This window comes from Paraburkholderia steynii (genome assembly GCF_900100565.1).
Lineage (GTDB): Bacteria > Pseudomonadota > Gammaproteobacteria > Burkholderiales > Burkholderiaceae > Paraburkholderia > Paraburkholderia terrae.
Genome location: NZ_FNDI01000024.1, coordinates 103,082 through 118,973, shown reverse-complemented (window position 1 = coordinate 118,973; position 15,892 = coordinate 103,082). Strand labels below are relative to the sequence as shown.

General features: G+C 61.9%; 16 protein-coding genes. 6 read left to right on the top strand and 10 right to left on the bottom strand.

All coding sequences use genetic code 11. The features are described 5' to 3' along the window. Positions 1 to 35 precede the first annotated feature (35 nt). On the bottom strand, positions 36 to 953 hold the full coding sequence (locus BLT65_RS33495; protein WP_091786386.1) for a LysR family transcriptional regulator: 918 nt from the start codon (positions 951 to 953) through the stop codon (positions 36 to 38). A gap of 779 nt (positions 954 to 1,732) precedes the next feature. Here BLT65_RS33495 and BLT65_RS33490 point away from each other — a divergent pair. Beyond that, positions 1,733 to 1,900, top strand: a complete 168-nt coding sequence (locus BLT65_RS33490; RefSeq protein ID WP_244186832.1) for a hypothetical protein — start codon at positions 1,733 to 1,735, stop codon at positions 1,898 to 1,900. 130 nt (positions 1,901 to 2,030) lie between these two features. Continuing rightward, a complete protein-coding gene (locus BLT65_RS33485; RefSeq protein WP_042309958.1) occupies positions 2,031 to 2,549 on the top strand; it encodes a phasin family protein in 519 nt (172 codons plus the stop codon). 188 nt (positions 2,550 to 2,737) lie between these two features. On the opposite strand, the gene BLT65_RS33480 is transcribed toward BLT65_RS33485, so the two are convergent. Next, positions 2,738 to 3,076, bottom strand: a complete 339-nt coding sequence (locus tag BLT65_RS33480; RefSeq protein WP_091786306.1) for a DUF4148 domain-containing protein — start codon at positions 3,074 to 3,076, stop codon at positions 2,738 to 2,740. Positions 3,077 to 3,167: 91 nt separating this feature from the next. Further along, the gene (locus BLT65_RS33475; protein ID WP_091786303.1) at positions 3,168 to 3,851 is read right to left on the bottom strand and encodes a TetR/AcrR family transcriptional regulator; all 684 of its coding nucleotides are present in this window, start codon (positions 3,849 to 3,851) and stop codon (positions 3,168 to 3,170) included. Positions 3,852 to 3,924: 73 nt separating this feature from the next. Here BLT65_RS33475 and BLT65_RS33470 point away from each other — a divergent pair, with 73 nt between their 5' ends. From BLT65_RS33470 to BLT65_RS33460, 3 genes are all read left to right on the top strand, one after another. Further along, entirely contained in the window at positions 3,925 to 4,545 is a 621-nt protein-coding gene (locus BLT65_RS33470) for a glutathione binding-like protein (protein WP_091786300.1), read from the top strand. 21 nt (positions 4,546 to 4,566) lie between these two features. Next, positions 4,567 to 4,917: a VOC family protein gene (locus BLT65_RS33465; RefSeq protein ID WP_091786297.1), complete on the top strand. Its 351-nt coding sequence runs from the start codon at positions 4,567 to 4,569 to the stop codon at positions 4,915 to 4,917. Between the two features lie 134 nt (positions 4,918 to 5,051). Continuing rightward, a complete protein-coding gene (locus BLT65_RS33460) occupies positions 5,052 to 5,807 on the top strand; it encodes an acetoacetate decarboxylase (RefSeq protein WP_042309966.1) in 756 nt (251 codons plus the stop codon). Positions 5,808 to 5,846: 39 nt separating this feature from the next. Here the strand turns inward: BLT65_RS33460 and BLT65_RS33455 are convergent, their stop codons facing one another. Next, positions 5,847 to 6,734 (bottom strand): ketopantoate reductase family protein, encoded by an 888-nt coding sequence (locus BLT65_RS33455; RefSeq protein ID WP_091786294.1) that lies wholly within the window; start codon positions 6,732 to 6,734, stop codon positions 5,847 to 5,849. Positions 6,735 to 6,827: 93 nt separating this feature from the next. Beyond that, positions 6,828 to 7,718 carry an alpha/beta fold hydrolase gene (locus tag BLT65_RS33450; protein ID WP_091786290.1) on the bottom strand — a complete coding sequence of 297 codons (891 nt, stop codon included), beginning with the start codon at positions 7,716 to 7,718 and terminating at the stop codon, positions 6,828 to 6,830. 241 nt (positions 7,719 to 7,959) lie between these two features. On the opposite strand from BLT65_RS33450, the gene BLT65_RS33445 reads away from it, so the two are divergent. Next, positions 7,960 to 9,294 carry an MFS transporter gene (locus BLT65_RS33445; RefSeq protein WP_091786287.1) on the top strand — a complete coding sequence of 445 codons (1,335 nt, stop codon included), beginning with the start codon at positions 7,960 to 7,962 and terminating at the stop codon, positions 9,292 to 9,294. A gap of 79 nt (positions 9,295 to 9,373) precedes the next feature. Here the strand turns inward: BLT65_RS33445 and BLT65_RS33440 are convergent, their stop codons facing one another. The 5 genes from BLT65_RS33440 to BLT65_RS33420 all read right to left on the bottom strand — a co-directional run bounded on the left by BLT65_RS33440 (position 9,374) and on the right by BLT65_RS33420 (position 15,831). Further along, on the bottom strand, positions 9,374 to 10,447 hold the full coding sequence (locus tag BLT65_RS33440; RefSeq protein ID WP_091786284.1) for a glycosyltransferase: 1,074 nt from the start codon (positions 10,445 to 10,447) through the stop codon (positions 9,374 to 9,376). A gap of 72 nt (positions 10,448 to 10,519) precedes the next feature. After that, positions 10,520 to 11,437 carry a glycosyltransferase family 9 protein gene (locus BLT65_RS33435; RefSeq protein ID WP_091786281.1) on the bottom strand — a complete coding sequence of 306 codons (918 nt, stop codon included), beginning with the start codon at positions 11,435 to 11,437 and terminating at the stop codon, positions 10,520 to 10,522. Position 11,438: 1 nt separating this feature from the next. Continuing rightward, positions 11,439 to 12,341, bottom strand: a complete 903-nt coding sequence (locus tag BLT65_RS33430; protein ID WP_091786277.1) for a glycosyltransferase family 9 protein — start codon at positions 12,339 to 12,341, stop codon at positions 11,439 to 11,441. A gap of 240 nt (positions 12,342 to 12,581) precedes the next feature. Continuing rightward, entirely contained in the window at positions 12,582 to 13,436 is an 855-nt protein-coding gene (locus tag BLT65_RS33425) for a hypothetical protein (RefSeq protein ID WP_091786274.1), read from the bottom strand. A 109-nt stretch (positions 13,437 to 13,545) separates the two neighbouring features. Continuing rightward, positions 13,546 to 15,831: an LPS-assembly protein LptD gene (locus BLT65_RS33420; protein ID WP_091786271.1), complete on the bottom strand. Its 2,286-nt coding sequence runs from the start codon at positions 15,829 to 15,831 to the stop codon at positions 13,546 to 13,548. Positions 15,832 to 15,892 lie beyond the last annotated feature (61 nt).

Here is a 15,892-nt window from a genome sequence, read left to right as displayed (position 1 = left end):
GTCGCTGCTAACGCAGCAGGCAAAAAAGACCCCGGTCAGTCCTGCTTGCTGCGCAGATCGGGATTCTTGTGCGCGATCTCCGATACCCAATCGACAAACGCGCGCAGCCGCGAACTGAGATTGCGGCGATGCGGGTAGACGACGGAGAGCGGCGTCGTCGGGCTGTCAAAGTCGGTGAGGATTTCGGTCAGCGCGCCCTGCCGGATCAACTCGGACACCATGAAGCGCGACGGCTGGATGATGCCGTGACCCAGTGCGGCTGCGTTGATATAGACGGAGCCGTCGTTCACGGCGAGCACGCTCTTCATCTGTACCTTCACGACTTCGCCGCCGACGTTGTACTCGAACGGGAACGTTCTGCCCGAGCGCGCCGATACGTAGTTCACGGCCTGATGCTCGCTGAGTTCTTCGAGCGTCTTCGGCGTGCCGTGCCGTTCCAGATAGGCGGGCGACGCGCACGTGACGATGCGCGCGCTGCCGATGCGCTTGGCAACCAGGCTCGATTCTTCGAGCATGCCCATGCGGATCACGCAATCCACGCCGTCCTGGATCAGATCGATATTGCGATCCGCGAGACCGAGGCGCACGTCGATTTCCGGAAAGCGTTCATAGAAGTCGTCGAGCGAAGGCAGCAGCAGCGCGCGCGCAAGCGTGCCCGACGTATCGACGCGAATCGTGCCCGCCGGACTTTCCCGCTTGTTCGACAGCGACGATTCGGCGTCCGCCACTTCGGCGAGGATGCGCACGCACCGCTCATAGAACAGCGCGCCGTCTTCCGTCACGCTCACCTGCCGCGTCGAACGGTTCAGCAGGCGCACGCCGACATGCTCCTCGAGCGCCTGAATCGTCCTGCTCACCTTTGCGCGCGGCAAATCGAGCATTTCCGATACCTTCGAAAAGCTGTTCGCGTCCACCACGCGAGTGAAGATCTCCATTGCCTCAAAGCGGTCCATTTCCTGTGCCCTGTCATTGTTTGGCGGCAACACCGTCTGCTGCGACAGACGTTGCCCAATCGAACGGAACGGCGTCAGCGCGTTCCGACTGCCGGCTGCATCTCGCGCGCAGCCTGACGGGTAGAAAAATAGCACGGAGAATATCGCCACGTACGAGAAAGGGCGCGAACGGCGGGGCTTTAGGGGTTGGTGCGCGGTGTATCGAGCGACGCGAGGGGCACGCTCCAGTAAAAATCCGCCGTCGGAGACGGTCCGACAAACACGTGGTGATTAACCAGTTCGATCAATCATTAAGGGGCCACGTATGATTAATATTATTTATTCGTAGCGCGCCGGGCCATTCATCTTTAAAGCTGGATTTTATCTATGATTAGCGTTCCGCATCGGGCGCGTGGAAAACGTTTTAAAGCATGATCGTACGTATAAATGCGCCATGAGTAGGCGGTTTGGCCTTGTCGGTAAAGGGCTAGCGCCTAACCGCCACTTTCGCGAAGGCAAGTCAGCAGTATTTTCCTGGACACCTGATTTACACACGAAATACTTGCTGCACATCCATCCGACAAAAGTACTTTGCGGCATACTGTTAATTCCGATTGAAATTTAAAATCCGCCGCATTAGGATGAGAACCCCGTCGATGCCATAAGCATGGTTCGGGCTAAAAACGTCCAAACATATTTGCTGGCTGCAAAGGCATTTGCAGATCACTAATGTCAGCAAGCGCAGGCGCTGCGCCTTTCAGGAGATACCCGTGCTGAGCCCACACGAATTTTCAACGCTCATGCTGATCAAGAACGCGACCTCCCAGTCCGATTTCGATCAGGCCGATCTGCTCGCGCTGGCCGACCGCGAGTTCATCACCATTGAATTGCCCGAGGCCAGTGTGACGCCGCGTCTCACGGACCGTGGACACGCGCTGCTGGCTCGTCTGGGCGGCGCGCCCCTATGACGCTGCCGGGTCACGCTCAGACAAGCGACAGGCAGCCAGCGGCAACTTCCATTTGACCAGCGGGCGTCGAACTACGATCACATCGACGCTAGCCGGCCGTTTCGTGCATTCAACCTTGCGAGGCCATTCGATGCTCACGACCATCGACGAACTGACTGCTGCACAGAAAGCCGGGGTTCAGACGTTCTTCAATATGACGAACGAGACGGTCAGCGGCTTTGAGAAGCTCGTTCAGTTGAACTTGCGCGTCTTGCGCGACAACACACAACGCGCGATGAACGCGCTCGCCAATGGTGAGGCGCCGGGCATCGCTGCCGCCAGCCGCGGCGATTTGTCGGTTATCGAACGTGCCGCGCTCTATAACCGCCAGGTGTTCGACATCATCGCCGGGACGCAGGCCGCCATCGTCAAGCACGCGACGGCGCAATACGAAAAGCAGATCAGCACGGTGCAAGCCGAGTTTGGCGACGCTGCACAGCGCGCGCCCGCAGGCGCAGAGGTCGCGGTGACGGCGATGAACTCAGCGATAACGGCAGCGAACGCATTCTATGAAAGTGTCTGGAAAACGGCTCAGCAGGCGGTCCAAACGGCCGAGAGCAATGTCAACGTGATGACACGCAGCGCGACGAGCGGTTCGCGCGCCGCCTGATCGGGCGACGCGCGACATACAGTTGTAGGAAACCGGACGCGATCCCCGCGTCAGGCGCATTTTCAGCCCGCTTTCGAGCGGGCTTTTTTTTCGTCGCGTGAAGCGAAGCGTTCGCCTACGGCGCGCGTTAGCCACGCCTTGACGAGGCATGCGACCCCGTCTCGGCTTACGTCTTCACACAACGCCAGTTACTGACCGAAGTAGACACCCTTCGCGCCGTCGTTGGAACGCGAACCCATCGGCTGCGTCGCCATGCCCGACGCCGCCGTACCGTTCACCACGCCGCCGTAGCTTTCGCCCTGCCCTTGCTGCTCTGACAGACGGCGTTCGGCAGCTTGCGCGTTAGCGGGATAGTCCGTGCGGTCGCCATCGCCCGGACGATAGCCCTGGCTCTCGACGTTCATCAGGTCCTGCCTCACTTCACCGCGCGTTGCGGGCTCGTTCGGCTGGACAGTCGTTTGTGCAAAAGCCGTAGCGGAAACACCCATGACGGTGGCAAGAATGGCAGCGTGCTTGAGCAGTTTCATGACTTCCTCCATGAAGTAGGTAGTACACGTCCAATAGTGCAAGCGCTGTACCCGCCAACTCCATTTGAACGACCGCCATGCAAAGCCATGTTTATTGTTTCTCTAACCGTTTTCGCGCACCTGTCATTGATGTGGCTTTTGCAGTGTCGTTGCGCGCACCACAAATCAGCGCGACACCTTCGGCAGCCGTCGCTCGTAACGAGGCGCGCGAATCGCCCGCGCGCGAACGCAATGCAAGACTGTGCAGAATCGCCGACGCGACGCGCGCGAGCACCGCGGCATCCGCGCTGGCTGAAAGCTCGCCGTCCGTTTGCGCACGCCGGATGCGCTTCTCGAATGCGCGATCGAAGGATTTGAGGCCTTGCGCCAATCTGGTGCGTACGGTTTCATCGACTTTCGATTCGACCACGGCCGTGCCGATCAGAAAGCATCCGCGTGGCTCGCCGCCAGTGGGCAGATAAAGCGCGAGCGCGCCGTCGTAGACCCGTTCCAACGCCTGCGCCAACGGAATATCGTCGCGCAACGCAAGATGCATTGCCTGCACACCGGCTTCGACGTAACGGTCCAGCGTGCTCAAATAAAGCGAATGCTTGTCGCCGAACGCGGCATACAGGCTGGGGCGATTCATGCCCGTCGCATCGCTCAGCGTATCGAGCGACGTGCCCGAATAGCCGCCCAGCCAGAATGCATCGGTGGCGTTGCTGAGCGCATCGTCGGCATCGTAGGCGCGAGGCCTTCCGCGTGCGCGCTTCTCACTTTTTGTACTGTCTCGCATATAAATATTGGCATCTCCGATTTTTGTCCACTATAGTACAAAAACCATCCATTGATCGGGAGGAGACGTCGTTATGGATCTGTACTTTTCGCCGCTCGCGTGTTCGCTCGCCACGCGCATCACGTTGTACGAAGCTGGCGCGCAGGCTGGCTTCATTCAGGTGGATACGAAACAGAAGAAGCTGCGCGACGGCTCCGATTTTTATCCAGTCAACGCACTCGGCCAGGTGCCCGTGTTGCGCACGGACGAAGGCTGGCTATTGACGGAGAACACGGCTATCCTGCCGTACGTCGCGGATCAGTTTCCGGCAGCGCAACTGGCGCCTTTGCCAGGCACCCCGCAACGCGCGCAGCTTCAGCAATGGCTCGGTTTTATCAGCACCGAATTGCACAAGGGCATTTTCGTGCCGCTGCTTGATCCGGCCGCACCGCATGATTACGCGCGTCGAAAAGTTACGCGGCGGCTCGACTATTTGCAGACGCACCTGTCGGCGAATGAGTATCTCGTCGAGCGCTTCACGGTCGCGGATGCCTATTTGACGACCGTGTTGAACTGGGCAAAGTATTGCGACGTCGATCTCGCGCAATGGCCCGCTATCGATACGTATTACCATCGCATCGTGCAGCGTCCGCATGTGGCGAGAGCATTGGCCGAAGAGATGGCGTTGTACCGTGAAGAACAGGCGCTTCAATAACGGATCACGCGAGGATTGCCGATGAAGGTCAAGCGCATCGTCTCGAACATCGAAGTGCAGGACGCGGCGCGCGCTCAGCGCTTCTATCAGGAGGTTCTCGGCCTCGACCTGCTGATGGATCACGGCTGGATTCGCACCTACGGTACGGACCAGTCCATGACAGTTCAAATCAGCTTCGCGCAGCAAGGCGGCTCGGACACGCCCGTGCCCGACCTGTCGATCGAAGTCGACGACGTGGACGCCGCCTGTGAAGCCATGCAGGCCGCCGGCTTTGCGATCGAATACGGTGCTGTCGACGAACCGTGGGGCGTGCGGCGCTTTTATGTGCGCGACCCGTTCGGCAAGCTCGTCAACATTCTCGCGCACCGCTAGCACGCGGCTGTTCGCACGACCTTAGGGCAGTGGCGGGCATACAGGAAAATTGCCATCGAACGGACACACCGCTGCGCGCGCAATCGCTTTACTATTGACGCGCGCAGTGTGCGCTGCCTACCGGGAGAACGTCCATGGACCTGGATTCGATCCGCAAAAACGCGTTTGCAATGCCCGTACACAATCCCGCCTTTCCGCGTCCGCCGTTTCGATTCGTGAATCGCGAGTACTTCATTATTTCGTACGAGTCCGATCCTGATGCGATCGCCGCTGCCGTGCCGGCACCGCTCAAGCCGGAAAACGCGCTGGTGCATTACGAATTTATTCGCATGCCCGATTCATCGGGGTTCGGCGACTACACCGAAAGCGGCCAGGTCATTTCCGTGCGCGACGCGGATGGCCGGCTCGGCAACTACACGCATTCAATGTATCTGGACGACGAAGGCCCGATCGCGGCAGGCCGCGAAATCTGGGGCTTTCCGAAGAAACTCGCGCGCCCGCATATCAGTGTGGACGGCAACGACACACTGCTCGGCACGCTCGATTACGGCACGCAACGCATCGCAACGGGCACGATGGGTTACAAGCACTGGACGCTCGACATGGAAACCGAGCGCGCGAAGCTCGCCGACACGCCGAACTATCTGTTGAAGGTGATCCCGCACGTCGACGGGACCGCGCGCGTGTGCGAACTGGTGCGCTTCTTCTTGCGCGACGTGACGGTGCTCGGCGCGTGGGCGGGACCGGCTGCGCTCGAATTGCGGCCCCATGCGCTCGCGCCCGTTGCGGATCTGCCCGTGCGGCGCGTGGTCGGCGCGCGCCAGGTCGTCGCCAATCTCACGCTCGATATCGGCGAGGTCGCGTTCGACTATCTGGCGAACGCTGAATAGCAAGGTGGCACACGGCGCGTGTACGGCACGCGCCGTTCGCTATTTGCTTTCGATCAGTTTGACGAGCGTATGCAGCAGGCGATTCGACGGCGTCGCAACGCCGAGCGCGTCGCCGCGCCGCACGATCAGTCCGTTCAGGTGATCGATCTCGCTGCGCTTGCCGCGCGACAGATCTTGCGCCGTCGATGAATACTGCCCCGGCATCGTCTCGGCGATCATGCGCACGGCCTTGTCGATGTCGCCGGGAATCGTGACCCCATCGGCCTTCGCGACAGCAAGACACTCGTCGACGATATCGCGCATCACGGTTGTCACGCCCTCGCCTTTCACTAGCCGCCCATAAGGCAACTGCGTGATCGCCGATAACGCGTTGTAAGCGCAGTTGAGGATCAGCTTCGCCCACAAAGCGCCGCGCACGTTGTCGGAGATTTCGGTGGGCACGCCGGCCGCGATCAGCGCCTGCGCGACCTCCGCGCTTGAATTGGACGGCTCGATCACCAGCTCGCCGCGTCCGTGATGCCGCACGTGCCCCGGCCCGGCCATTTCCGTCGCGACATAGACCACGGCGGCCGCCACCTGCTGCGTAATGACCTTGCGCACTTCGTCCGCGTTTTCGACGCCATTCTGCAGCGACAAGACGAGCGTGTCAGGCGCGAGAAACGGCTTGATCTCCAGCGCCGCGCTTTGCGTATCCGTGGATTTCACGCAGAACAGCACGAGCTTCGCACCCTGCACCGCACTCGCTTGCGTGCTTGCGGCGAGAGGAATGCGCTCGTCGAACGATTGCGCTTCGAGGCGCAGACCGCTCCGCTCGATAGCCTCGACGTGTTGGCGGCGTCCGATCAATACCACTTCGTGTCCCGCGCGCGCCAGCATGCCGCCGTAGTAGCAGCCCACCGCGCCCGCGCCCATTACGGCGACTTTCATATCAACGCTCTTGTGTAGGGAATTGAAGCGTTAAAAGTTACCACACGCTGCGCGCGGACGTGTCGAACGCGGCAGTAAAGAGGCGCGCTTTTGTCAGGCGTGCGTGCGCACGGCGAGCAGCGCGTCGGCGAATGCGGCAGGCGCCTCTTGCGGCAGGTTGTGGCCCGCGTCGTCAATCACGCGGTACACGTACGGCCCCGTGAAATGCGGCGCATGATGCGCGTTCCCGCCGATTCCCATCACGCCGTCGGCGCTGCCGTCGAGCGAGATCGTCGGCACGGAGATGGGCGGCTGCGCGGCGAGCTGCCGCTCCATTGCGTCGTAGCGCGGATCGCCGGCCACCAGCGCATAGCGATGTCGGTACGAATGAATCACGACATCGACGAAATCCGGGTGATCGAACGATGCGGCCGTCTGCGCGTAGCATGCGTCGTCGAAACGCCAGGTCGGCGACCAGAGCGTCCATAGCAGACGGCACAGCGCGCGGCGATTTTCGGTGAGACCGGCGCGACCGCGCTCGCCGTGAAAATAATATTGATACCAGTGACGCAGTTCGTCTTCCGGCAATGCTGGCTTGCCTGACGCCGCAATGTCCTGGAGGTTGTAGCCGTTGCCCGTGACGAGCCCCTGCACGCGCTCCGGATAAAGCGCGGCGACGATACAAGCGGCGCGCCCGCCCCAGTCGTAGCCGCCGAGCAACACACGTTCGATCTGCAGCGCGTCGAGCAACGCGAGCAGGTCGGCGGCGAGCGCGGCCTGCTGGCCGGAGCGTAGCGTATCGGCAGAAAGGAAGCGCGTCGGCCCGTAGCCGCGCAGATACGGCACGATCACGCGCGCGCCCTGCGCGGCGAGCAATGGCGCGACTTCGTCGTAGGCGTGAATGTCGTAGGGAAAGCCGTGCAGCAGCACGACGGGCCATCCTTCGGCATGGCCGGACTCCTCATAGGCGATGTCCAGCAGTTCGGTACTCACGTGCTTCGGCATGATCGGCGGCTCCTTTTCAGGCGATCGACAGACGACGTTGGGGGCGCAGCGAGCGTTCATGGTAGCGCCGCCGTGCGGATCGTGCTGCCCGCTTGCCTCGCGCGAAAGAAAGTCGGTTTATCGCAAACCGATGTCGTATTCTTGCCATGCCAGCCGTTCGGCGGCCCGCTACATTCGATCAGACGAAGCCGCAAACCGTCGCCATCCGGGTGCCGCGAGAGACGAACCACACCGAGCAAGCATGAAACAGGCACACGATCCGGCGACCCAGCCGTGCGGCGCATTCCCCCTGCACAACACGCAGCCCCTCGCCGATTTCGTCGACGGCGGCCCGGCTCTCGGCACGCCTGTCACGCCCGTTCCCGCGCCGCCTCCCGTCGGCAGCCTGCGCGCCACTGCCATCCTGCTGCTCGGCTACGCCATTCTCATCACGGGCAACGGCCTGCTTGGCACGCTGATCTCGCTGCGGCTCATCCAGCAGCAGGCGCCGTCGATCGTCGTCGGCGTCGTGCAGTCCGCGTATTACGTCGGCTTCATGCTGGGTGCCGTGTATGGCGGCTCATTGATCGGGCGCGTCGGCCATCACCGCGCGTTCGTCACCTTCGCGGCGGCGTCCGCCTGTTGCTCGCTCGGCTATGCGGTGTGGGACGCGGACGCGGTCTGGGTGGCGCTGCGCTTCATCACGGGCTTTTGCCTCGTGGGCATTTTCACCGTGGTCGAAAGCTGGCTGCATCAGGTTGCGAGCAACGCGCAGCGCGGTCGCGTGTTCTCGGCCTATCTGATCACGAATTATCTGGGCGTCGGCATCGGCCAGTTTCTGATCGGCCTCGCGGACCCGGCGGGCTTCGAACTGTTCAGCGCCGTCGCCGCGCTGTTCACCGCGTCGCTGATTCCCGTTGCGCTGGCGGGCACGGCGCCCGGCCCGATCGCCGCGCACGACACCCATGCAGGCGCTTCCTGCGGCGCGCGGCTCGCGCGCGGCCTGTCGGGTTTGCAGACCATCTACCGATGGGCGCCCCTCGGCGTCGTCGCATGCCTCGCGGCGGGCCTGCTCAACAGCGCGTTCTACACGATGCAGCCGGTGTTCATGCGGCGCGTCGGCTATTCGGTGCCGGACGTGTCGCACTTCATGGGCTTCGCGCTGCTCGCGGCGCTCGTGCCGCAATGGCCCGTCGCGCGGCTTGCCGATCTGTTCGACCGGCGCAAGGTGCTGCTGTGCCTCGCCGCGCTCGCCGGTTCGCTGAGCGTCTTGCTGTTCATGTTGCGCGACGGCGTGCTGATCGAAGCACTTGGTTATCTGTATGTCGCCGTGGCGTTCTCTTTGTATGGCGTGGTCACGTCCTATGTGAACGACTGCGTTCCCGCCGACGAGCGGATCGCCGTCAGCGCCGGCCTCTTGCTGATCTTCTCGCTCGGCGCGAGCGGCGGACCAACGCTCGCGTCGGCGATGATGGCGATCGCCGGGCCGGCCGGTCTCTATCTTTTCACGGCTCTCGTGATGGGCCTGCTCGCGCTGCTGACGCTGCGCAACCTGCGCACGAAGACGCCGGCGCGACGCGTTGCCGACGCGCGTTAGGCTTCGCTTCATCCACATTGTCGACAAATACGCGACGCGCGGCGCTCATGAATCTTTATTGCCCTTGTAGCCCTGCGCCTTAAGCCGCTGCCAACCCAACCTGATCCGCCAGCGCAAGCAGATCCGACACATGCCGCGCGATGCACGCGTCGTACAGCACCGCATCGCTTGAAAACGTCGGCCGCAGATGCGGCTCTTCCCGCGCGCTGCGCACGGCGTGCGTGAGCACGCGGCGCAAGCTGTCGACATCGTTCGGCGCGAACACGAGCTTGGCCTGCGGCGCGATCACATCGTGGCAGCCGATATTCGGCGACAGGATCACGGGCGTGCCACACATCGCCGACTCCACACCGACGAGGCCGAACGGCTCATAGCTCGACGCGAGGATCGTATAATCGGCTGCGCGGTAGCCGTCTTCGATCGCGTTCACGTAGCCGATATAGCGCAGCCGCGGCGACGTGCGTTCGGGCGGACGCCCCGCCACCGCGACAACGATGGGCAGGTCGAGATCGCGCAATGCGGCTTCGATCAACGGCAGTCCCTTGCGCTCGTGACTGCTCGATGGAAACAGCAGCACGATTTCGTCGTCGGCGAAACCGAGACGTTTGCGCAACGCGCGCCGCTCATCGTCGGCGACGGGCGAGAAGCGGCCGTTGTCGACGGGCGGATACAGCACGCGGATCTTCGCGTCGTCGACGCCGTACAGCAGCCGCAATTCGTCGCGCATCTGCGGCGAATGCGCGACCACAAAACGCGCGCGCCGGTATTGACGGCGTTCCAGCGCAATCTGCCGGCGATCGAAGAACGATGGCGCGCGGCCTGTCGCGCTGAGAAAACCCAGATGCGTGCCGCCGCAAATCGCGATCTCCGAGGCTTCGACCCGATTGCAGCCGATCAGCACGTCCACTTTCGCGTCACGCCGCATCGTGCTCAGGCGCCGCGAAAACCATTCGTCCCGCCACTTCCCAGGCAGGAAAGACACGTTGATCCGATGCGGTTCGACGAGGCGGCTTTCCGGCAACTTCGGATCGAACGCGCGGCCGAACACGGCCAGCTTGATCCCGGCCGCGACGAGTCCCCGTGTCACCTCGATCGCATAGCGTTCGAGGCCCCCGCTGTACTTCAGTGCATTGCACGACAATCCGATTTTCATGCTTTTTGTTCGATTACCAAACGGCACTGGCAAGTCATCGCGCTTCTGATGTCAGGACACATCGCGCGTTCTTTAGCCCTGCTCCGCCAATTGCCTGAACACAGCAACAACGCGTCGACACGTCAGCGCCTCGCGCCAGAACTTTTCCTTCAGCCGCGCCGTCGGCAGCCATTGCCACGGCAATACGACGCGCACGGTGCCCCACGCCGGCCGCCAGCGCTCGGCCACGGCTCTGCGGCGGAACAGGCTGATGGTCGGGACGGACAGATTCGACGCCAGATGGCCGATGCCCGAATCGTTGCCGATGAACCAGCCCGACTCATAAAGCCAGCACGCGAGCGCATGCAGATCGTCGAATGCAGGCGCGGCGATGCCGAGCCTGTCGAGTTCGCTCCAGCGTGCCCGCTCGTTGGGCGCAATCACGAAGCACACCTCGTAACCGAGCGCCTGCAGGCGCCTCGCCAGCGCGATGAAACGCGCGCGCGACCAGCGCTTGTCGTCGGTGCTGGCTTCGGGATGAATCACGACGCGATGCCGATACCGTCGATGCTTCAACGTCGCGGGTGCCGTGATGCCGTTCTCTGTCGTGCCGGTAACGATACCGAAGCGCGTACGGCAAAAGTGCGCGAAGCGCTCCGCCATGCAGCCGTGCGCATCGGCATACTCGATATCGTGCAGATCGATCACATGAGGATGCGCGCCCGCAAGATGCGCAAACGGCTGATGCCGATGCATCTGCAAGACGGCGTCGAATGCTTCGAGGCGTGTGGCGCAATCCGCCTCGCGTGGCAGCGGATGAATCTCGACATGAGGAAACCAGTGTCGCAGCGCGTAAATCGGCGTGCCGAACACGCAGACATCGATACCGCTTGCGCGCAGGTTCTGCACGATCACCATCGAAACCAGCGAATCGCCGATTGCATTCGACATCACGAACGCGACTCGCCTGATCGAAGCGAGGCGCACGCTCTCCGGCAATCTCGCGTCCACGTCAGGCCGCCTCGCGTTGCAATTGCTGGAATGCGCGCAGCACCTGGTTCACCGACAGCGCGTACTTCCAGCAGCGCTCCTTGAGCCGGCCCGTCGGCAGCCACGCGCCGCCGACCAGCACCTTGCCCGCCCCCCAGCCCGGACGCCATGTGCGCGCGATGCCCTTGCGCATGAAGAGCGACAGCGTCGGCACCCGAAGGCACGACGCAAGATGACCAATGCCCGAATCGTTACCGATGAACCAGCCGCTTTCTACGAGCCACGCGGCGACGTTATCGAGCGTACCGAGGCGCGGCAAGCCGATGCCGTGCTGTTGCACGTGTTCCCAATCGGCGCGCTCTTCGTCGGTCACGATGAAATGCGGCTCGAAGCCCTTTGCTTTCAGCTCCAGCGCAAGACGCACGAAGCGCGGCGCGAGCCAGCGCTTGTCCGGCGTGCTGGCCGTCGGATGGATTGCCACGCGCAAACGATGCTTGCGATGAATCAGCCCTGCCGGAACCGCGAGGCCATTGCCCGGCTCCGCATGATGCAGGCGCAGCGACTCGCGGCAAAATTGCGCGAGGCGTCTCGCCATCGGTTCCGTAGAAGGTGCGCGGCACAGATGCTCCAGCACGAGTGCGTCCGGATGGCGCTGCTCGAGGCGCGGCACCGGGCGGTTGGCGTGAAGCTGGATGACGGTATCGAACGGGCGCAGCATCGCGTCGGCATCGTCGTCGCGCAAGGCGGGCTGGATATCGATCCCGGGAAACCAGTCGCGCAACGCCCGCATGTGCTGGCTAAACACGGTGACTGTCTTGCCGCTCAATTGCAGATTACGCGCGACGGTCATCAGCAGCAGCGAGTCGCCCAACGCCGGCGACGTCGTCACCGCTACGTTCAAAGCCGAATCGTTGGCGTGCTGCATGGTTGTTGCTCTCGGTGAATGACGTGGATCTGGCGTCGCGTGCCGCCGTATTTGACCGCAACGCATTATAGGTTTGGGCCTGTCACGCAGGATTTGCGCAATCTTTCCAACTATTACGCTGGAAGCACCGCATGTCGCTACAGCCCTAGCGGCGCGCAATCGAATCGCGCCGGGCCCACACATGCCTTACGCGATAAAGAATCTGAAAGCCTGATCGACGTGTGACAACGGCGTCCATGATCAGCCCGTCCGTTTTGCGTCGCCGTTATAGTAGCTCAGGTCCGTTTCCGACAGAAGACGCTTCATGTGTGGCCCGTGCGTGCGCAGGTTGGCGGCTTGCAGCCATTCCTTTTTGCCGCGCAAGCGGTCGAATGCGTCGTGACGGGGCGCGTCGGCCGCACTCGGCCAGTGATGACAGACGAGACTCAACGGCTCGCAAACATCCCTGAAATCTGGATGCACAGGTTCGCGCTCATCCATGCCGAGCACGGCGCGTCGCCCGAAGCGTTGAATCATGCCTTCGTAAAGCCGCTTTTCGAGGATGTCTTTATCACCGGGATGCAATGAACGGATGACATCGAGCATCGCGGGCGTACACTTTGCGATGAAGAACTGGGTCGACAGGGATTTGCGGTCGCGTATCCCGTAACGCGATCCGCACCGTCTCAACCACAGTGCGAGGCGCGCGCGCAGCCTTCTTCGCATGTCATCCGAGCGGCTCCATTCCGGCACGCGATCGGTGCTCCACGACGATGCCGCGACAAGCGCGTGCGGCGATTTTTCGAGCCTCTCCAGATAACGCACGATCACGTTCTGATCGAAGATCCACGTATCGGCTTCGAGGTGGATAACATAATCCGCTTTCAACTTCGTGACGGCCGTCTCCATCGACGCGACGAGCAGATCATGCGCGCCGCGCGTCAGCGGCTTCGGCTCGCGCATGACCAGAATGTCCTCGATGTAGCGTGTATAGCTCGCATCCGCGCACGCATGCACGACGGGCCACTTGCGCGGCCAGTTCAGCTTGATGATCTCCATCGAAATGCGCGCGCAATCCGTGCGATTGAACGAGGTCAGGCAAACGACGACTTGCATGTTGGAGTAGCGTCTTCACGAAGCGTCACATACTGCATCAAATCCGTATCGGATTTCGCACCGGTTCTTCGCGCGTGTCTTACATAATATTTCCGCCGCTGCGCGCGCGTCATTGATATTCGCTAAAGCGCGATACGGGCGCTTCGTCGGCAGGCGCGGACGAATAGCCGGGCACGTCCGCCTTGAACTGATCGAGCAGACCGCGATCGGTTCGCGACAGGCCCTTCAACTGAAGCTGCATCAGCACGCGCGTGCCCGTGCTCGGCGAAGTGCTGCCCGTCGCGTTCGTGTACTTTTCCAGCGCGAGCGCGAGCGCGAGCGACCAGCATTGCGCGTCGTATTGCAGCCCCAGCAGGCCCGCGATCAGGCGGTGCGTGCTCATGTCGTAGTTGACGCGCGCGACGCTCGCCAGGTTCTTTGCGAGCGGCCATTGCCCCGACACGATGAACTGGTTCACGGGCTGAAAGTCCAGCGTCGTGTTGGCGCGCGTGTACCGGTAAGCGATATTGAGCACATGTGCCGTCGCCGGCGACCACGCCAGGCCGACCGATCCTTGCGTCAGATAGTTGTTCGCCTGACTGTATTGCAACGCGTTCTCTACATTGATGCCCGCGCCAACCTTGATTGAACTGCCAGCAATCAAGCTGGTCCGCGCGACATTCGCCGTGTCTTCCGTGTCGTATAGCGTCACGCGTGGTTGCCTGAAATCGTACCGCTGCGCGATCACGAAGCGCGCGCGTTCATCGCCCGTTGCGGCGTCGATGAGACGCGACGTCAGCGCAGCCGTCAGGCGGCTTTCGTCGGACACGCGGTCGTTACCGGCAAACGCGTTGTCGCTGAAGAGTTCGCCCAGTCCGAAGTCCGCTTCCGTCGTGTCGAAGAGCGGAACGTAAGTCTGATTTCGATAAGGCGTGTAGACGTAAAAGAGACGCGGCTCCAGCGTCTGGATATACGAGCCTCCCCAGATGCGCACCGCGCGCTCGAACGTCATGCCCGAGTCCAGACTCAAGGTCGGGATGTTCACGTTCACATTGCGCGGCTGCCCTGCGGGTGCATCAGACGCAATCGATGTCAGATCGTACGAAGCGAAATGCCATTTGATCTTCGGCGTGAAGAACCAGCCGGGCCGCACGATCGGATAGCTGACGAAAGGATTGAACACGAAACGCGTGCCTTGCGTTGCATCGTCCGATGACAGCGTGAAGCGCGTCGCGTCCGCCTCGAAACCATAGTCGAAGCCACCGACGTCGTAACGGTTGTAATGCACGTTGAGCTGCGGCTCGCGGTTGTAGGTCGTATCGCTGGAAAACGACTGCCAGTGCTGCTCGCGCGCGAGCACCGACCACGGTCCACTGTTGTACGTGAGACCGGCTTCCTGCTGATACAGCGTCGTCGATGTGGTCGGAAACGCGCTGCCCGAGCCGAGATCGGTCGACACATTGGCATCCGACACACGGTTGTAATTGACGTAAGCGCCGAAGCCGGAGCCGATATTCCAGACATGATTCAGGTCAATCGAATAACGGCGCTCATGCGTCGTGATGTCGTTCGGCAAATAGGCAATCGCTAGCGAACCGGACGATGCACTCGTCAGATACCGATAGTCCGCGCTCAGCATTTCGCCGCGCTTCGACATGTAACGCGGCGCAATGGTCAGGTCGTAGTTCGGTGCGATGTTGAAGTAATAAGGGACGGTAATGTCCACGCCGTTCTTCGAACTCATCGACCACGTCGGCGACAGCAGGCCGCTGCGTCGCGCGCCGTCGAGCGGGAACGACAGCCACGGGCTCGCGAGCAATGGAATGTTCTGAAAGAACAGTACGCCATTGCGCGCGACGCCTTCGTCAGCGCCACGGTCCATCGTGAATTGAGACGCGCGGATATACCACGCGGGATTCGTCTCGCATGCACAGGTGCTGTACGTGCCGTCTTCGATCTTCGAACGCTCGTTGTCGAGCAGGTCGGCGCGTTTGCCGCTGCCCCATCCTCCGTTCAGATAGAAGTGGTATCTGGGCTGCGCAATAAAGCCTTCGCTGGCGTTCACGCGCAACTGGCTGAATGGTCCATCGAATACGTCGCCCTTCGAAACAATGCGGACGCTGCCATATGCATCGGCCATGTCGTGATCGGGGTCGTAATGCAGCGCATCGCCTTTCACGACGAAACCATAGCGGCGCAGCTCGGCGGCGCCCTTCAGTGAAATGTCGCTATCGACGGTGCCTGTGACGGAATCGCCCAATGCGATCGTTGCGGGTTTTGCATCGGGCGGACTGGATGCTTCTGTGAGTTGCGGCGCGATGCGCAAGCTCCACGCATCGGAGAGACGTTCGGCATTGGCCGCGTCGCCCGCGAGTTGCGCGTACACCTGCATTGGCGCGAGCAGGCAAAGCACCAATGCGGCAATGGGCCTGATCGCGAGGCCCTGGACTTCTCGGCGGAATATCAAAGCGGAATCG

Excerpts from the sequence above, each read along its gene's own strand:
- BLT65_RS33495 (WP_091786386.1), bottom strand. The coding sequence starts at position 953 with ATGGACCGCTTTGAGGCAATGGAGATCTTCACTCGCGTGGTGGACGCG.
- BLT65_RS33490 (WP_244186832.1), top strand. The coding sequence starts at position 1,733 with ATGCTGATCAAGAACGCGACCTCCCAGTCCGATTTCGATCAGGCCGAT.
- BLT65_RS33485 (WP_042309958.1), top strand. The coding sequence starts at position 2,031 with ATGCTCACGACCATCGACGAACTGACTGCTGCACAGAAAGCCGGGGTT.
- BLT65_RS33480 (WP_091786306.1), bottom strand. The coding sequence starts at position 3,076 with ATGAAACTGCTCAAGCACGCTGCCATTCTTGCCACCGTCATGGGTGTT.
- BLT65_RS33475 (WP_091786303.1), bottom strand. The coding sequence starts at position 3,851 with ATGCGAGACAGTACAAAAAGTGAGAAGCGCGCACGCGGAAGGCCTCGC.
- BLT65_RS33470 (WP_091786300.1), top strand. The coding sequence starts at position 3,925 with ATGGATCTGTACTTTTCGCCGCTCGCGTGTTCGCTCGCCACGCGCATC.
- BLT65_RS33465 (WP_091786297.1), top strand. The coding sequence starts at position 4,567 with ATGAAGGTCAAGCGCATCGTCTCGAACATCGAAGTGCAGGACGCGGCG.
- BLT65_RS33460 (WP_042309966.1), top strand. The coding sequence starts at position 5,052 with ATGGACCTGGATTCGATCCGCAAAAACGCGTTTGCAATGCCCGTACAC.
- BLT65_RS33455 (WP_091786294.1), bottom strand. The coding sequence starts at position 6,734 with ATGAAAGTCGCCGTAATGGGCGCGGGCGCGGTGGGCTGCTACTACGGC.
- BLT65_RS33450 (WP_091786290.1), bottom strand. The coding sequence starts at position 7,718 with ATGCCGAAGCACGTGAGTACCGAACTGCTGGACATCGCCTATGAGGAG.
- BLT65_RS33445 (WP_091786287.1), top strand. The coding sequence starts at position 7,960 with ATGAAACAGGCACACGATCCGGCGACCCAGCCGTGCGGCGCATTCCCC.
- BLT65_RS33440 (WP_091786284.1), bottom strand. The coding sequence starts at position 10,447 with ATGAAAATCGGATTGTCGTGCAATGCACTGAAGTACAGCGGGGGCCTC.
- BLT65_RS33430 (WP_091786277.1), bottom strand. The coding sequence starts at position 12,341 with ATGCAGCACGCCAACGATTCGGCTTTGAACGTAGCGGTGACGACGTCG.
- BLT65_RS33425 (WP_091786274.1), bottom strand. The coding sequence starts at position 13,436 with ATGCAAGTCGTCGTTTGCCTGACCTCGTTCAATCGCACGGATTGCGCG.